The sequence below is a fragment of the Lysinibacillus sp. NPDC098008 genome (assembly GCF_044760715.1).
Classification (GTDB): Bacteria; Bacillota; Bacilli; order Bacillales_A; family Planococcaceae; genus Lysinibacillus.
This window is the reverse complement of sequence record NZ_JBIWBA010000002.1, coordinates 403,984-419,648: the sequence shown is the minus strand read 5'-3', so window position 1 is coordinate 419,648 and position 15,665 is coordinate 403,984. Positions and strand designations below refer to the sequence as shown.

Below are 15,665 nucleotides of genomic sequence, written 5' to 3'. Positions count from 1 at the left end.
ATGGATCAAGATATGAAGGATAGCATGTTAGGTGCATTAGAAAATGTAATTGACCCTGAGCTTGGAATTGATATTGTCAACTTAGGTTTAGTATATGATGTAGATTTAGACGAGGAGGGGGTAGCAACTGTTACAATGACATTAACATCAATGGGCTGCCCGCTTGGACCCGTTATTGTCGATCAAGTCAATACAGCATTAGGTGAGCTACCAGAAGTAAAAAGCACAAATGTCAATATCGTCTGGAATCCGCCTTGGTCAAAAGACAAAATGTCACGCTATGCCAAAATGGCATTAGGTGTGCGCTAATACACAAAAAATCCCTGCTTACATTGATAAGCAGGGATTTTACATGTAACGAATTAATCAATACGGCATATTTGTAATGGACAATTTTCACAAGCAATTTCATTTTTTAAAAATTGTAAATTATGGATTGTAATAAAGCCTTTATCAAAAGTAATAATATCGTGTTTTTTTAAATCATTTAGCATACGGTTAATCATTTCACGGCTTGTCGCACATAAATTGGCAATCTCCGTATTGGTTAGTTGAAAATCAATAAAAATTGAACCATTTTCTAAAGGCTTACCATACGTATTGGAAAAGCGGATAAGCGTTGAAAATAAAGCACCTTTTTTCCCATTTAGTAATAAATCACGTAAGCGGCTCTGATGTTTTAAATTTTCTGTTTGTAGCCATTTCATATACGCGACCATTAAAGTAGGTTGTTCCTCTAGCAGATGCTCCAGTGATTGGCGGCTTAGTACATACAATGTAGAAGGTTCTAAAACCTTTGCAGTCATGGAATTATAAACAAGATTACAAAATAATGACCCTTCACCAATAATGCTATCAGGACCACAAATACGAACAGTTAATTCCTTACCACTTTCGGTTTCCTGACTAATCGAAATAGTACCTGTTTTAATGTAATAGATTTCTTGCGCTCGCTCACCCTCTAGAAAAATTTTGCTTCCTTTATTGATCTTAATAAAAACACCATGCTTTTGAAAAAGACTTTTAATGTTTTCAAACATATTATCCATTAACACCATATCTCCAACACATCGCTTTCTTTTTGTAATAAATGGCTATTATTACAAAAGGATAGTGGATTTCGATATTAAAACATAGAAACATACTATTATTATAACGTAAATTTCCATTTTCAAGTGTAAAAATTTTTGAGCGATTTCTTTGCGAATACGGCTTATCTGATGTAAAATAAAGTTAGTCAAAAAAGGTCAAACTTTTTAAAAGAATAGCAATGGGTATAGAAGGTATGTAAAACATAATGAAGAAGGAGTGCTAGCTATGCAATTTCAGCAAACAGATAATCAAAAACCGTTAGAGCAATTTGGACGAAATTTAATTGAAGAAATTAAAAACGGCAAAATGGACCCTGTTATTGGGCGTGATGAGGAAATTCGTAATGTTATTCGTATTTTAACGCGCAAAACGAAAAATAATCCTGTTTTAATTGGTGAGCCGGGTGTTGGGAAAACAGCGATCGTCGAGGGTTTAGCACAGCGTATCGTGAAGGGCGATGTGCCAGAAGGCTTGAAAGAATGTGTGCTATATGAGCTAGATATGAGTGCATTAATTGCGGGTGCAAGTTATCGTGGCCAATTTGAAGAGCGCCTAAAGGGTGTTTTAAAGGAAGTAAAGGAATCAGAGGGGCGCATTATTTTATTTATTGATGAAATCCATACAATTGTAGGGGCTGGGAAAACAGATGGTGCGATGGATGCGGGGAATATGCTAAAGCCAATGCTAGCACGTGGTGAGCTACATTGTATTGGTGCGACAACATTGGATGAATATCGTATGTATATTGAAAAAGACCCTGCATTAGAGCGACGCTTCCAGCAGGTGCTTGTACGTGAGCCATCTATCGAGGATACAGTGTCAATTTTACGTGGCTTAAAGGAGCGCTTTGAACTGCATCATGCTGTTCGTATTCATGATAGAGCAATTGTAGCTGCGGCAGAGCTATCGAATCGTTATATTACCGAACGGTTTTTACCAGATAAAGCGATTGATTTAATCGATGAAGCCTGTGCCATGATTCGTACAGAAATTGACTCGATGCCACAGGAATTAGATGCAGTAACGCGTCGTATTATGCAGCTTGAAATTGAAGAGCAAGCATTGCGCAAGGAAAAAGATGAGGCAAGTAAAAAACGTCTTGAACAACTGCGTGAGGAATTAACAATGTTAAAAGAGTCCTCTGAGGGCATGCGACAACAATGGGAAGCAGAGAAAGAAATGCTGCATGATATTCAGAAAAAACGCGAAACATTGGATAAATATCGTCGCGATTTAGATGAAGCGGAAGGAAAATATGACTTAAATAAGGCTGCTGAATTACGACATGGTAAAATTCCAACATTGGAAAAAGAAATTCAAACATTGGAGCAGCAATTAGAGAAGGGTGCAGAATCACGTATTTTACGTGAAGAAGTAACAGCTGATGAAATTGCTGCAATCGTTTCACGTTGGACAGGCATTCCTGTGACAAAATTAGTGGAGGGTGAGCGTGAAAAGCTATTGCGTTTAAAAGATACACTGCATGAGCGTGTAGTTGGGCAAGACACAGCCGTTCAATTAGTAACAGAGGCTGTATGGCGCGCACGAGCAGGCATTAAAGACCCGCATCGTCCAATTGGTAGCTTTTTATTCCTAGGTCCAACTGGTGTTGGTAAAACAGAGCTAGCAAAAGCACTTGCTGCACAATTATTTGATTCAGAGGATCATTTTATTCGCATTGATATGAGTGAGTATATGGAAAAACATAGTGTATCTCGTCTTGTCGGTGCACCTCCCGGCTATATTGGCTATGAAGAAGGTGGGCAATTAACAGAGGCTGTGCGTCGCAATCCTTATGCTGTTGTCTTACTAGATGAAATCGAAAAGGCACATCCAGATGTAGCCAATATTTTATTGCAAATTTTAGATGATGGGCGCATTACGGATAGCCAAGGGCGTATGGTGAACTTTACTAATACTGTTGTGATTTTAACATCTAATATTGGCTCTAATTATTTAATGGAGGCAAAAGAGGGTGATGCAACAGTTGAAGATTTAGTAATGGCTGCACTGCGCCAGCATTTTAAACCAGAGCTATTAAATCGTATGGATGATATTATCTTGTTCCATGCCTTATCTGACCAGCATTTTACAGCCATTGCTTGGAAATACGTTGAACAATTAATTCAACGTGTGGCAGAGCAGGACATTACATTGGCTGTTGATCAAGCTGTCATTGACTGGGTTGTAGAGCAAGGAGCGGATGCTCAATTTGGTGCAAGACCATTAAAACGCTTTGTACAGCGACATATTGAAACTGCTGTGGCAAAAGAGCTGCTACGTGGTGAGGTGTTGCCAGGAGAAACATTGCATATAGCCCTACATGATGGGAAAGTAGTGGTGGAAAAATAACAGAAAAAACCTGTTTCGCATAACGCGGAACAGGTTTTTTCTAGCTGAATTAATGATGGTCAGCAGCTTCTGGTGTAGGCTCGTTTGGAATAATTGCTCCAATAACAAAGATAAGAATGGAGAATACAACAGAAACGATTGCGCCTGTTTGAAAATCAAATGGTACACCAAGTACAGAGCTGACTACATAGTTTAACATGGAAACCAGTAGGAATGACCATATGAACGTTACGATATATTGCATTAATTTCACCTCAAACGAACTTTTTTCAATTATAAAGTTTAACTCATATTCATTATCATATCATAACATAAATCGAAAAAAAATGAACCTTTTATGAATTTGTCACAATTATGAGGCGTTGCTCAAAATAGGAGGACTTTGCTCAAAAGTAGGGGAATATCGCTTAATATATAGTAAGGTTTCCTTTACAGTTACAAAAATTTTACTAAAACATAATAATCATAAATCATCTTGCACCCTTGCTTTACTATGCGTTATAATTATGACCAGTTACTAATAATTGATAGTAAGAAAGCTGAGGGGTTGCTAGATGAACGCTGGTATAATAGGAATTGGTAAATACGTTCCTGAGAAGGTCGTAACAAATTTTGATTTAGAAAAAATAATGGACACTTCGGATGAATGGATTCGCACACGAACTGGCATTGAAGAGCGTCATTTTGCGGCGGATAATCAGGAAACTTCAGACTTAGCAGTAGCGGCTGCAAAAGAAGCTATTGCAAAAGCGGGCATTACACCAGAAGAAATTGGTTTAATACTTGTAGCAACTGTAACGCAGGATCAAACTTTTCCAAGTATAGCATGTATGGTGCAGGAGCAAATCGGAGCAGTAAATGCTGCAGCGATGGATCAAGCAGCAGCATGTGCAGGATTTATGTATAGCTTAGTGACAGCAAAACAATTTGTGGAAGCAAATGCTTATAAATATGTCTTAGTAGTAGGTGTTGAAAAATTATCCAAAGTTATCGATTGGAATGACCGTAATACGGCTGTATTATTCGGTGATGGCGCAAGTGCAGCAATTGTTGGGCCTGTATCTGAAGGCAGAGGTATTTTATCTTTTGAGCTTGGTGCAGATGGAACAGGCGGTAAAAACCTTTATTTAACACAACAAGATACAATTGCGATGAATGGGCGTGAAGTATTTAAGTTTGCTGTACGTCAAATGGGAGAATCTGCTGTAAATGTTTTAGAAAAAGCAGGCTTATCAAAAGAAGATGTTGATTTTTTAGTGCCGCATCAGGCAAACATACGTATTATGGAGTCCGCTCGTGAGCGTTTGGAGCTACCACCAGAAAAAATGTCAAAAACGATTCATAAATACGGTAATACTTCAGCAGCTTCTATTGGTATTTCCTTGGTAGATGAGCTTGAAGCAGGTAAAATTAAAGAGGATGATTTATTAGTCCTTGTTGGTTTTGGTGGCGGCTTAACATGGGGGGCCGTTGCCATGAGATGGGGAAAATAATAACGAAAAATGCTTGAGGGGAGTAAGACAATGAGTAAACGACGAGTAGTAATAACAGGAATTGGCGCAGTGACACCACTAGGAAATAATATTGACGAAACATGGGCTAACATTAAAGCTGGGAAATCTGGCGTTGGTGAGCTCACACGTTTAAATAAAGACCTTTTCGCAGCGAAAATTGCGGCAGAAGTAAAGGATTTTAATATTGAGCAATATGTTGATCGTAAAGAAGCACGTAAAATGGATCGCTTTACACAATACGCACTAGCCGCTTCGATTATGGCAATGGAGGATGCACAGCTAACGATTGATGAGGAGCTAGCACCACGTGCAGGCGTTTGGATTGGCTCTGGTATCGGTGGTATGGAAACCTATGAACAGCAGTTTTTAACATTCCAAGAGCGCGGTGCAAGACGTGTTAGCCCATTCTTTATTCCAATGATGATTCCTGATATGGCTTCAGGTCAAGTGTCGATTCATTTTGGCGCAAAGGGCATTAATTCATGCTCTGTAACGGCATGTGCTTCAGGCACAAACTCAATTGGCGATGCCTTTAAAGTAATTGAACGTGGCGATGCAGATGTCATGATTTCAGGTGGAGCTGAATCACCAATCGTAACAATGGCTGTAGCAGGCTTCTGTGCCAATACAGCTTTATCCTTAAATCAAGACCCACAAACGGCATGCCGTCCATTTGATAAAAACCGCGATGGCTTTATTATTGGGGAAGGTGCAGGCATTGTTATTTTAGAGGAATATGAACATGCTAAAGCTCGTGGTGCTAAAATTTATGCGGAAGTGTTAGGCTATGGTGCAACTGGAGATGCCCACCATATTACGGCTCCAGCTCCAGAGGGTGAGGGTGCAGCACGTGCGATGCTACAAGCCTTAACAGATGGCGATGTAGAGCCAGCACAAATTGACTATATCAATGCGCATGGTACAAGTACACCGTACAATGATTTATTTGAAACACAAGCAGTTAAAACAGTGTTTGGTGAACATGCCTATAAGCTTGCAATGAGCTCTACAAAATCAATGACAGGTCATTTACTAGGAGCAGCGGGTGGCATAGAAGCGATTTTCACAGCCCTTGCATTAAAAGAAGGTATATTACCACCAACAATTAATCTAACAGAGCCAGATCCTGATTGTGATTTAGATTATGTACCAAATGAAGCACGCACAGCGGAGATTCAATACGCAATGAGTAATTCACTAGGCTTTGGTGGCCATAATGCTAGCCTTTTATTTAAAAAATATGAAGCATAAGTAGAATATCTACATTAAAAAACGTCAGCTAATTTTCATGGCTGACGTCTTTTTTTATAGTTTTGTGAATACATGATAAGTAAGAAGAAATAGAAAGGATGCCGCTACTTTGTTTCGTCTTTTTATATTTTTAGTAAGCTATGGCTTAATGATCCTCTCACTAGGAAATCTGATACTGTATTTGAATTACCGTACCCTTGGCTATTCTTGGAAAGTTGTATTTAAATTTATGCTTCAAACAACAGAGTTTTATATGGCAATCGGCGCCTGTATTATATTATGTGCTGTTGTTTTGGATATTGGTTTTGATCGCTCAGCAGACAAGCTATAATTTAGCGACGCGCGCGACCAAGACCCATACCTTCCTCCATACGCTTTAATGTGGCGCTAGCAATAGCATTTGCTTTTTCAGCACCCTCATCTAAGATAATATCTAGTTCAGAGGATTCTACTAAATTGTAGAATTTCTCTTGGATAGGCGCTAGATGCTCAATAACCGCTGCTGCTACGCCCTGCTTAAAGCCGCCATAGCCAATGCCTTCATATTTTTTCACAAGGTCTTCAATTGCAACTCCTGAAATGGCTGATTCAATTGTTAATAAGTTCGATACACCTGGTTTATTATCCACATCAAATGCCACAATACCATCAGAATCTGTAACCGCTGATTTAATCTTTTTCTCGATGTCCTTTGCTGTATCTAATAATTTAATGGTTGCTTTTGTATTTGGATCAGATTTGCTCATTTTTTTCGTTGGCTCTTGTAAAGATTTAATGCGAGCACCCGCTTTTGGCAATTGAATTTCTGGAATTGTAAAAACATCGCCATAACGTTTATTAAAGCGCTCTGCAAGGTCGCGTGTTAGCTCAATATGCTGTTTTTGATCATCACCAACAGGAACGATATTGGTATTGTACAGTAAAATATCCGCTGCCATTAATGGTGGATATGTTAACAGGGCAGCAGATACGCTCTCCTTGCCATGTGATTTATCTTTAAATTGCGTCATACGTTCAAGCTCACCGATAGATGCAACACATTGTAGCATCCAGCTTGCTTGTGCATGTGCTGGAACCTCTGATTGAATAAATAGTGTTGATTTTTGAGGGTCAATACCCGTAGCAATATATGTAGCCGCTAGCTTTCGAATATTGTCACGCAATTCCTTTGGCTCCTGTGCAACTGTGATCGCATGCTGATCAACGATACAATAAATAGCATTGCCTTCATCCTGTAGTGCAGGGAATTGTTTAAAGGCTCCTAAGTAGTTCCCTAAAGTAACGATCCCTGTTGGCTGTACGCCCGAAAAAATAGTTGTCATAAAAATTTCCTCCTTATCGATTCCATAAAAAAACATCATGCGTCCTTATTAGATTTTTTCTAATAAAGGGACGAATGATGTTTGTATCCGCGGTACCACCCAGCTTGCCTCAATTGGCCACTTTGCTTCGTAACGTGAAGGAACGAGCTTTGCTAATAGTGTGATACGTTCACAAAGCTAACTCGGAAGTCCATTCCATATACCTCCACGATCTGTTTGCAGCAACCACAGACTCTCTAAACGTTTTAGTATATGTACTACTCTTCGTCAGCGTTTTTTCTCAATGTAATGTATAATTGCAAAAAATTATATTATAAAGATTAAATTATGTAAAGTCAGACTTTTGGCGGTGTTTTTTTTCGAGAAAAAATTATATGCTTTTTTTGTTGCGTAAATTTGTTAAAATGACAATTATTTTTAGTAAAATTACGAGTTGCTGTACACGTCGAATTGACAGTATTCTCGTTTATTTTTTGTAAATGAGAACAAAAGAGTACGTTTAACAGATGTTTAAAATGTGTTGGAAGTGGGAATATTAGTATTAGTCATCATATACGTCACAAAAGATAGATAGATGAAAATATATGAATAGACAGAATATTTAGTTATATAATTCGTCTTTTTTTTACTGGAACTATATTCAAATACAGCAGAGTGCTGTATAATGTTATTGTGTATCTTACATTACATTAATTCTAATTTAACACGCTAGTTTATAGATAATGATTACAAGATGAAAGGATGTGTCAGAATGATCGTAACGCTATTTACATCACCAAGTTGTACTTCTTGTCGTAAAGCAAAAGCATGGTTAGAAGAACATGATATTCCATATACAGAACGAAATATATTTTCTGAACCACTAAGCATTAGTGAAATAAAAAAAATTTTACGGATGACAGAAGATGGAACTGATGAAATTATTTCTACTCGCTCAAAAATTTTTCAAAAATTAAACGTGGATGTTGAAAGCTTACCATTACAACGTTTATATGAATTAATTCAGGAATACCCTGGATTATTACGTCGACCAATTATTTTGGATGAAAAGCGTCTGCAAGTTGGCTATAACGAAGATGAAATTCGTCGCTTCTTACCTCGTAAAGTTCGTGCATATCAATTACAAGAAGCTCAGCGCATGGTGAATTAATCGTATCGATTTTGAATAATATAGGTAGTAGATGTTACAAATGTAAAATACATATTGTGACATCTATTTTTTTATGGTTTACTTTAGGTAAATCCTTCTCTATAAAGTATAATAATTAATAGGAAAGAGTCATATATTTCCGTAAAAGTATGTTAAACTTGATTTAAGTTAAATAGTTTACTACAATTTCAATAATTCAAATAACTTCTGTGAAACGGTGTATATCCTTTTCATTTTATGACAAAACAGCATACAATAGAGATAGGGATAACTGTAAATAAAAAATTTTATATTTACAGCTCCTCAAGTAATTTTATTGTAGTGTGGTCAAAGGTTGAAAAACAATTGTGGTATGAAGGTTAAAATTAATGAATAAAAGCATACTAATGAAACAAAGCTGTTTTTCGACATATGACAGTGAAGGGAGATGAGGTCTAGTGGACATCGAACGTGTAAATGAAAATACACTCAAGCTCTTTATTACGTACAATGATATAGAGGATCGCGGCTATAGCCGTGAAGAGATTTGGTACAATCGAGCAAAGGGTGAGCAACTTTTTTGGGATATGATTGATGAAGTAAACACGGAGGATTATTTTGATGTAGAAGGTCCGATTTGGATTCATATCAATGCATCTGAAGTGGGCTTGGAAATCATTGTCACACGTGCACATATTTTAAAAGACGGTGAAACATTAGATGGTCATTCGAATTTTGATGAACACAAAGATATGTTTGCGCCATTTGATGAGGTTGGAGAGGATTTGCTTAGCCAGCTAACTCAATTTGGCGATATGGATGAGTCAGAGTTGTTTATGGATACAGATATTTATGTTTATAAATTTAAAGATATTGATGAGTTAATCCCTGTTGCCAAACGAATGACAGACGAATTAGTGGATTCCTCATTATTCAAATATGAAAATTGGTACTATTTAGTTGTTGATTTCGGTAATGCAGATGAGGAATTAAATCGTCATGATCGAAATGCAGTGATTAAGGAATTTTTAACACCATCCAATTTTACGATTCATCGTTTAGAGGAATATGGTGAAAAAATCATGGAATTTAATTGCTTTGAAACAGTTCGAAAATATTTTGCTTAAGCATAGGAGTTTCTGATTCTTTCAAGCATTTAGGTTGTAGTGAACTCAAGTTACCCCTTGAGATTTACTACAGCCTTTTTTTATTCTTGGTTTGGCAAATTCTTTTTGTATCGAAAACGAAGCGTCAGGTACAATTACGCTGGGCGTAATGGATGGTAATAGCCGTATTTTTAAAATTTCAAGAAAAAACCTCCTTTTATTTGTTTATACGTCTACCCTCAATTATAGTTGGCTAAAAAGGAGCTGGTACGATGCTAATTGCCTATACAGATCAGCAGCAGCTATTTCTCCCATATCACTATACAAGAGAAGCCTTACAGCGCTATAGGCGACAAGTAAAATTTTTTTGTCCACAATGTTTAGAGCCTGTTCAGCTTAAAATTGGTCACTATAATATTCCTCATTTTGCCCATCTTACAAAAAATCACTGCGACCAACTTTTTGCAGAGGGAGAATCTAAGCTGCATTTACAAGGAAAAATTCAATTATTTGAATGGTTACAGCAGCTTGGGCATACAGTGGAGCTGGAGCCATTTTTAAAAAAGCTTTCCCAACGTCCAGATTTGCTTATTACAGTTGAGGGCAATCGCTTTGCAGTGGAATTTCAATGCAGTGCAATCTCTCATGAAAAATGGCAGCAGCGCACAACTGGCTATAATAAGCACCATATTAAGGCAATCTGGCTTTTCCAAACACCTTCAGAAAAACAGACAATAAATGGCATTCACAAACTTAAAATTTCCCCACTACTGCAAAAAGCATTGCAGCCAACTCAAGAAGGCTTACCGTACTTAATCACCTATAATGCACAAACCGCAAAATTTATCTATTGGACGAATCTTCTCCATGTGCAAGGGCATACTTTTATAGGCAAAGTACAGGAGCTACCTATAGCTAAGCAACGTTTTCCATTTTATGAACCTACATGCATTACACAACAAGAGTTTCAACAGTATTGGCGGCTTTATAAAGATGCTTGCAGGCAATTTGCATATGGGCGACTACTGCATAGCAGAAAAGGTGTGCAAGACCCTTTTTTACGTCCTTGCTATGAGCTGCATCTTTCTCCAAGTAACCTTCCTTTATGGATTGGCATACCTGTAAAAGAGGGAGCTGCTATTCCTTTATTTATCAGTGAATGGCAAATAATGCTGCTGTCTTTTAGTCAGCAATTATGCGTAGAGCCCTGTGCATTAACAAAAAATCAAATTGCCCATTTTTTAGCTAAGCATCAGCTTGAGGTGTCAGAGCGAGCTATAAAGGCTATTCAGCAGTACGGTCTATTATTAAAACATATTGGTCATAAAGAAGATTTATCGGATATTTGTGAGCAAGTTTATGCACATTTATTTGCAATTGCCACAATATACTGAGAAAATATGAGAGTAAAAGGAAAAAAGCACATATAAAGGGGGCTAGCATCTATGGCTAGTAGCAGTAATCGAGTTTTACTAAGAAATGAAGTACCAGAGGCATTAACATGGCGCTTAGAGGATATTTTTGCAACAGATGCACTTTGGGAAGAAGAATTTAAAGAGGTTGCAGAGCTTGCTAAAAAGGCATCTAACTATGCAGGGACTTTAAATAATGGGGCAGAGGCATTATTAGCCGTTTTACAATATCGTGACCATATTTACGAACGTGCAATGAAGCTTTACACATATGCACATATGCGTTGTGATCAAGATACAACAAATAGCTTTTATCAAGATATGAATAGCCGTATTCAAACATTGGCAACAGGCATTTCAGCTAGCCTATCATTTTTAACGCCTGAGATTTTAGCTTTAAGTGAAGAAACAATTGCAGGCTATTTAGCAGAAAATCAAGACCTGCAATTATATAAGCAATCATTAAAAGAAATTACAATGGCACGCCCACATGTATTACCAGCGGAGCAAGAGGCACTATTAGCGCAAATGGCAGAGGTTACTGGTACAGCTTCCAATACCTTTAGCATGTTAAATAATGCTGATATGGAATTTCCGTATGTAAAAAACGAAGAGGACGAAGAGGTACAGCTAACACACGGCAATTATATTAAATTTTTAGAGAGCAAAGATCGTGCTGTTCGTGAAGGTGCATTTAAAGCCATGTATGAAACATATGGTAAATTTAAAAATACTTTCTCAGCAACACTTACGGGCAATGTGAAGAAGCATAATGTTAGTGCACGGATTCGTCATTATGATTCAGCACGTCATGCAGCAATGTCTAATAACTTTATTCCCGAAAATGTTTATGACCAATTAGTGGAAACCATTCATAAGCATTTACCAGCTATGCAGCGCTATATTTCATTGCGTAAAAAGCTATTAGGTGTTGACGAATTGCATATGTGGGATTTATTTGTGCCACTTGTAAAAGAAGTGGAAATGAAGGTCACATATGATGAAGCCAAAGATATTTTAGTAAAGGCTTTAGCACCATTAGGCGAGGAGTATCAGAGCATTGTCCAAAACGGGCTAGATAATCGTTGGGTTGATGTGCTAGAGAATAAAGGAAAACGCAGTGGAGCCTATTCATCAGGCACGTATGGCACAAATCCGTATATTTTAATGAACTGGCAAGATAATGTGAATAATTTATTTACACTGGCACATGAATTTGGGCATAGTGTTCATAGTTATTATTCACGAAACAATCAGCCATTTGTTTATGGAGATTATTCCATCTTTGTGGCTGAGGTGGCATCCACATGTAATGAAGAACTATTAAATGATTACTTGTTACAAACAATTGATGATCCACAGCAAAAAATTTATTTATTAAATCATTGGCTAGATGGCTTTAGAAGCACGGTGTTTAGACAAACAATGTTTGCAGAGTTTGAGCATCTAATTCATCAAATGGATAGCAATGGTGAAGCTTTAACAGCAGACCGTTTAACGGAGGCTTATTATGAATTAAATAAAAAATACTTTGGTGATGATATTGTAGTGGATGAGGAAATCGGCTTAGAATGGGCACGTATTCCACATTTCTATTACAATTACTATGTTTATCAATATGCAACAGGCAAATCAGCGGCAACCGCATTAAGTAAACAAATTTTAGAAGAGGGTACACCAGCTGTAGAACGTTATATTAATAACTTCTTAAAGGCGGGCTGCTCGGATTTCCCAATTGAAGTATTAAAGGCTGCAGGCGTTGATATGAACGTTGCCAAGCCAATTGATGATGCATGTAAAGTCTTTGAAGAGCGTTTAAATGAATTAGAAAAATTATTGTTGAATAATTAATAGAGCGAGGCTATAGGGAATTTCCTATAGCTTTTTTAATAATTATTTAGATAATTTTGAAAAATTAATAATGATTTTTTTAGATTTTTAGCTGGATTAAAAGTATCAATCTTGGAAAAATACTGTTTGAAATCGCTTTCTATTTGACAAATTTGTGAATCTAGTATAGGTTTCATTGCTATATATATTATTCCGTGATAAAGTAATTCTTGTGAAATAAATCACAAAACAAACATACACCCCTTTGTTTGAACGTGAACATTTCTCCCATCCCCTTTGTGAAAAAGAAGCGTCTCTATCAATCGAGGATAGAGGCGCTTCTTCGTTTTTATCCAAGAAAAAAGCATCCTGTAACAATAAAAAAAGCTCAGTGCAATACCTTGCACGTGAGCTTATTGTTATCTCATAAACTATTATTTAAGACGCCATAATGTAGCGTGGGTTGTCTGGATTCGTTCAATTTTTTGCTGCAGCATACGTTTCTTTAGTTCACGCTCCGCTGCTTGCTCTGTTAATGAATAAATAAAGGCAATTTCATTTGTAGAAAGTGTATGGAATTTAGAAAATAAGTCCTCAATCGTTGGTAATGGCTGACGTACAAGCTGCTCACTCAACATTTCTTGTAAAATATGTTCGTAAATTTCATAGGCATAGCTGCCACTAACTTTTAGTCCCTCATCTTCAATACATTCATTGAAAAATACAATGCTTGGCACTTCATCAACTTCCATTTCACGCTTAATATATAAATCACATTGAAAGGCTCGTGCTGCTTCCTTTGAGCCAAAGTCCACCGTAAACTCGTTCATATCAAGCTGGACATCCTCGGCAATTTTTAAGAGTGTTGCATAGGAGTTGACATCTTGATAGTTGAGTAAGACATATTCTTGTAGCTTTGATAAATAGCGTGCGCCTGCACGTTTTCCTTGTAATTCGGCTGCTTTAATCGCAATGGATGGTAAAACAGGATGGTTAATATCAAGCTCTAATCCTGAGATACAACCTTTGACACGCTTGCTTAGGCAGTTTAAAGAAGTAAGCTCTGTGCTTAACACAAAGCGCCATGTAAAGTAATGATTGTACTCAAGCTGAAGTTTGCGAAGAGTAGCCTGCATACTAAAAGCTTCAGGACATAATGGGTCTATGAAAATATACAATTCAATTGGCTTATTAGCAGTAGAAATCGTTGGCGTTGGTTCCTGTAGCATTTGAATATTATTCACGTAACAATTCCCCCTCATCGTCATTTGGCGTATTAACCATGTGATGAGCTGTTAATACTAAACGTTGGTAATAAGTTTCGCGGAACTTTCCTTCTAAGCCCACCTCATCCATTGCCTCTGACATACATTCTAGCCAAGCTTGCGCACGATCTGGTGTAATTGGAAAATTCATATGACGTGCACGCATCATTGGATGCCCATGTTCTTCAGTAAAAAGATTGGGTCCACCTAAATATTGTGTTTGAAATTGAATTTGTTTACGAATTGTTTCTGTTAAATCTTTTGGAAAGATTGGAATAAGATCAGGATGCTGAGCAACTCTTTTATAGAAAGCATGAATAAGTTCTGACAGTTTTTCAGCTCCCAGCTCCTCATAAGGAACAGTGTATTTTCGACTCATAAGTTATATGCTCCTTTTATTCTTTATAGCGTAAAGTATTAGCTTGTATACTTTATCATCACTAAAATGTGAATTTCTTGTGACTACCTTCATTCTATCAACGTCTTTTCGTTTACACAAACAAAGCGCTCTTACGAATTGTTGTTCGCTACAAACGCACAAATTTCACCACAGAGGGTGAAATTTGCGGAAAAACCATAATAATGTGCCTACACGGTGAAGTAATTCATTACTTTTTTGACATAATTCTGCGTTTCTTTAAAAGGTGGAATGCCTCCATATTTTGTCACACGCGAAGCACCTGCATTATAGGCAGCTAATGCTAGCGTAGGGTCGTTGTTAAATTTATCGAGCATTTGACGTAAATAGTTAGCACCAGCCATAATATTTTGCTCTGGATCAAAGGTATTTGTTACACCTAAATATTGCGCTGTTTTCGGCATTAATTGCATTAAGCCCTGTGCACCTGCACGACTTACAACTGTTGGATTAAAATTAGATTCCTGCTTGATAACAGCTGCAATTAACTTAGCAGGTACATTATAAGTAGCCGCAGCTTTTTCAATAATCGCTGCATACTGATTGGCTCCTGCCAATGCATTTGCATAGGCTGTTGAGCCAATGACACGATCAGATACATAGGAATCAAGCTTTGTATCTGTCTTGCTAGTTGTAGCAGGATTAGCTAATGCTTGCTTAACGGACTCAGGTATAAATACAGCATTAGACCCTTTGTAAAGCAGTGACTCCAATGTGCTTTGATCTGATGAAGCAGCAAGTTGCCCTAGCTGATTGGCAAAATCAGTATAGTTAGTTGAACCTGTCGCAAGTAAGCTCGATAATTTTGCATTGCTAGCTGTCGATGCATCTCCTAGTATTTCCTGAATCATGTCAGAAAAGATTGTATTATTGCTTGTTAAACTGTTTGTGGATGAACTTGTAGTAGCTCCTAGTGTTTGAAGTGCTTGAATTTCAAGTAAAGATTTTAATGATTGGATATCCAAGGAGTCAGT

At 37.3% G+C, this 15,665-nt stretch carries 15 protein-coding genes and 1 other annotated feature; of the genes, 9 read left to right on the top strand and 6 right to left on the bottom strand.

Features of this window, described 5'->3' with window-relative positions; translation table 11 throughout:
• Positions 1 to 309 (top strand): metal-sulfur cluster assembly factor, encoded by a 309-nt coding sequence (locus tag ACIQVU_RS04425; RefSeq protein ID WP_340808522.1) that lies wholly within the window; start codon positions 1 to 3, stop codon positions 307 to 309.
• 53 nt (positions 310 to 362) lie between these two features.
• Here the strand turns inward: ACIQVU_RS04425 and ACIQVU_RS04420 are convergent, their stop codons facing one another.
• Entirely contained in the window at positions 363 to 1,049 is a 687-nt protein-coding gene (locus tag ACIQVU_RS04420; RefSeq protein ID WP_402894033.1) for a Crp/Fnr family transcriptional regulator, read from the bottom strand.
• 268 nt (positions 1,050 to 1,317) lie between these two features.
• Here ACIQVU_RS04420 and ACIQVU_RS04415 point away from each other — a divergent pair, with 268 nt between their 5' ends.
• Entirely contained in the window at positions 1,318 to 3,444 is a 2,127-nt protein-coding gene (locus ACIQVU_RS04415; RefSeq protein ID WP_340804441.1) for an ATP-dependent Clp protease ATP-binding subunit, read from the top strand.
• Between the two features lie 49 nt (positions 3,445 to 3,493).
• Here ACIQVU_RS04415 and ACIQVU_RS04410 read toward each other — a convergent pair whose 3' ends face one another.
• Positions 3,494 to 3,688 carry a YjzD family protein gene (locus ACIQVU_RS04410; protein ID WP_340804442.1) on the bottom strand — a complete coding sequence of 65 codons (195 nt, stop codon included), beginning with the start codon at positions 3,686 to 3,688 and terminating at the stop codon, positions 3,494 to 3,496.
• Between the two features lie 310 nt (positions 3,689 to 3,998).
• Between ACIQVU_RS04410 and ACIQVU_RS04405 the strand changes: the two genes are divergently transcribed.
• From ACIQVU_RS04405 to ACIQVU_RS04395, 3 genes are all read left to right on the top strand, one after another.
• Positions 3,999 to 4,937 carry a beta-ketoacyl-ACP synthase III gene (locus tag ACIQVU_RS04405; RefSeq protein WP_340804443.1) on the top strand — a complete coding sequence of 313 codons (939 nt, stop codon included), beginning with the start codon at positions 3,999 to 4,001 and terminating at the stop codon, positions 4,935 to 4,937.
• A gap of 30 nt (positions 4,938 to 4,967) precedes the next feature.
• The gene (fabF, locus tag ACIQVU_RS04400; RefSeq protein WP_340804444.1) at positions 4,968 to 6,209 is read left to right on the top strand and encodes a beta-ketoacyl-ACP synthase II; all 1,242 of its coding nucleotides are present in this window, start codon (positions 4,968 to 4,970) and stop codon (positions 6,207 to 6,209) included.
• 109 nt (positions 6,210 to 6,318) lie between these two features.
• The gene (locus ACIQVU_RS04395) at positions 6,319 to 6,540 is read left to right on the top strand and encodes a YuzI family membrane protein (RefSeq protein ID WP_340804445.1); all 222 of its coding nucleotides are present in this window, start codon (positions 6,319 to 6,321) and stop codon (positions 6,538 to 6,540) included.
• Between the two features lies 1 nt (position 6,541).
• On the opposite strand, the gene trpS is transcribed toward ACIQVU_RS04395, so the two are convergent.
• Entirely contained in the window at positions 6,542 to 7,531 is a 990-nt protein-coding gene (gene trpS / locus ACIQVU_RS04390) for a tryptophan--tRNA ligase (protein ID WP_340804446.1), read from the bottom strand.
• Positions 7,532 to 7,594: 63 nt separating this feature from the next.
• Positions 7,595 to 7,811 (bottom strand) — a binding site (T-box leader).
• A gap of 474 nt (positions 7,812 to 8,285) precedes the next feature.
• Between trpS and spxA the strand changes: the two genes are divergently transcribed.
• The 4 genes from spxA (at position 8,286) to pepF (ending at position 13,029) form a co-directional block, all read left to right on the top strand.
• The gene (spxA, locus tag ACIQVU_RS04385) at positions 8,286 to 8,681 is read left to right on the top strand and encodes a transcriptional regulator SpxA (protein ID WP_340808523.1); all 396 of its coding nucleotides are present in this window, start codon (positions 8,286 to 8,288) and stop codon (positions 8,679 to 8,681) included.
• A 437-nt stretch (positions 8,682 to 9,118) separates the two neighbouring features.
• Positions 9,119 to 9,787, top strand: coding sequence for an adaptor protein MecA (gene mecA / locus ACIQVU_RS04380; protein ID WP_053993675.1), 669 nt, complete (start codon positions 9,119 to 9,121; stop codon positions 9,785 to 9,787).
• 251 nt (positions 9,788 to 10,038) lie between these two features.
• Positions 10,039 to 11,160, top strand: coding sequence for a competence protein CoiA (locus ACIQVU_RS04375; protein ID WP_340804450.1), 1,122 nt, complete (start codon positions 10,039 to 10,041; stop codon positions 11,158 to 11,160).
• A gap of 51 nt (positions 11,161 to 11,211) precedes the next feature.
• A complete protein-coding gene (pepF, locus tag ACIQVU_RS04370; RefSeq protein ID WP_402894026.1) occupies positions 11,212 to 13,029 on the top strand; it encodes an oligoendopeptidase F in 1,818 nt (605 codons plus the stop codon).
• A gap of 413 nt (positions 13,030 to 13,442) precedes the next feature.
• Here pepF and ACIQVU_RS04365 read toward each other — a convergent pair whose 3' ends face one another.
• The 3 genes from ACIQVU_RS04365 to ACIQVU_RS04355 form a co-directional block, all read right to left on the bottom strand.
• On the bottom strand, positions 13,443 to 14,252 hold the full coding sequence (locus ACIQVU_RS04365; protein ID WP_340804453.1) for a DsbA family protein: 810 nt from the start codon (positions 14,250 to 14,252) through the stop codon (positions 13,443 to 13,445).
• Complete coding sequence (locus tag ACIQVU_RS04360) at positions 14,245 to 14,652, bottom strand: globin domain-containing protein (RefSeq protein ID WP_340804454.1); 408 nt, start codon at positions 14,650 to 14,652, stop codon at positions 14,245 to 14,247. The genes ACIQVU_RS04365 and ACIQVU_RS04360 overlap by 8 nt, the downstream gene beginning before the upstream one ends.
• 209 nt (positions 14,653 to 14,861) lie before the next feature.
• Positions 14,862 to 15,656 (bottom strand): lytic transglycosylase domain-containing protein, encoded by a 795-nt coding sequence (locus ACIQVU_RS04355; RefSeq protein WP_340804455.1) that lies wholly within the window; start codon positions 15,654 to 15,656, stop codon positions 14,862 to 14,864.
• Positions 15,657 to 15,665 lie beyond the last annotated feature (9 nt).

What these genes read in the sequence shown, in the direction of transcription:
- ACIQVU_RS04425 (WP_340808522.1), top strand. Translation starts at nt 1, where the DNA reads ATGGATCAAGATATGAAGGATAGCATGTTAGGTGCATTAGAAAATGTA.
- ACIQVU_RS04420 (WP_402894033.1), bottom strand. Translation starts at nt 1,049, where the DNA reads ATGGATAATATGTTTGAAAACATTAAAAGTCTTTTTCAAAAGCATGGT.
- ACIQVU_RS04415 (WP_340804441.1), top strand. Translation starts at nt 1,318, where the DNA reads ATGCAATTTCAGCAAACAGATAATCAAAAACCGTTAGAGCAATTTGGA.
- ACIQVU_RS04410 (WP_340804442.1), bottom strand. Translation starts at nt 3,688, where the DNA reads ATGCAATATATCGTAACGTTCATATGGTCATTCCTACTGGTTTCCATG.
- ACIQVU_RS04405 (WP_340804443.1), top strand. Translation starts at nt 3,999, where the DNA reads ATGAACGCTGGTATAATAGGAATTGGTAAATACGTTCCTGAGAAGGTC.
- fabF (WP_340804444.1), top strand. Translation starts at nt 4,968, where the DNA reads ATGAGTAAACGACGAGTAGTAATAACAGGAATTGGCGCAGTGACACCA.
- trpS (WP_340804446.1), bottom strand. Translation starts at nt 7,531, where the DNA reads ATGACAACTATTTTTTCGGGCGTACAGCCAACAGGGATCGTTACTTTA.
- ACIQVU_RS04375 (WP_340804450.1), top strand. Translation starts at nt 10,039, where the DNA reads ATGCTAATTGCCTATACAGATCAGCAGCAGCTATTTCTCCCATATCAC.
- pepF (WP_402894026.1), top strand. Translation starts at nt 11,212, where the DNA reads ATGGCTAGTAGCAGTAATCGAGTTTTACTAAGAAATGAAGTACCAGAG.
- ACIQVU_RS04360 (WP_340804454.1), bottom strand. Translation starts at nt 14,652, where the DNA reads ATGAGTCGAAAATACACTGTTCCTTATGAGGAGCTGGGAGCTGAAAAA.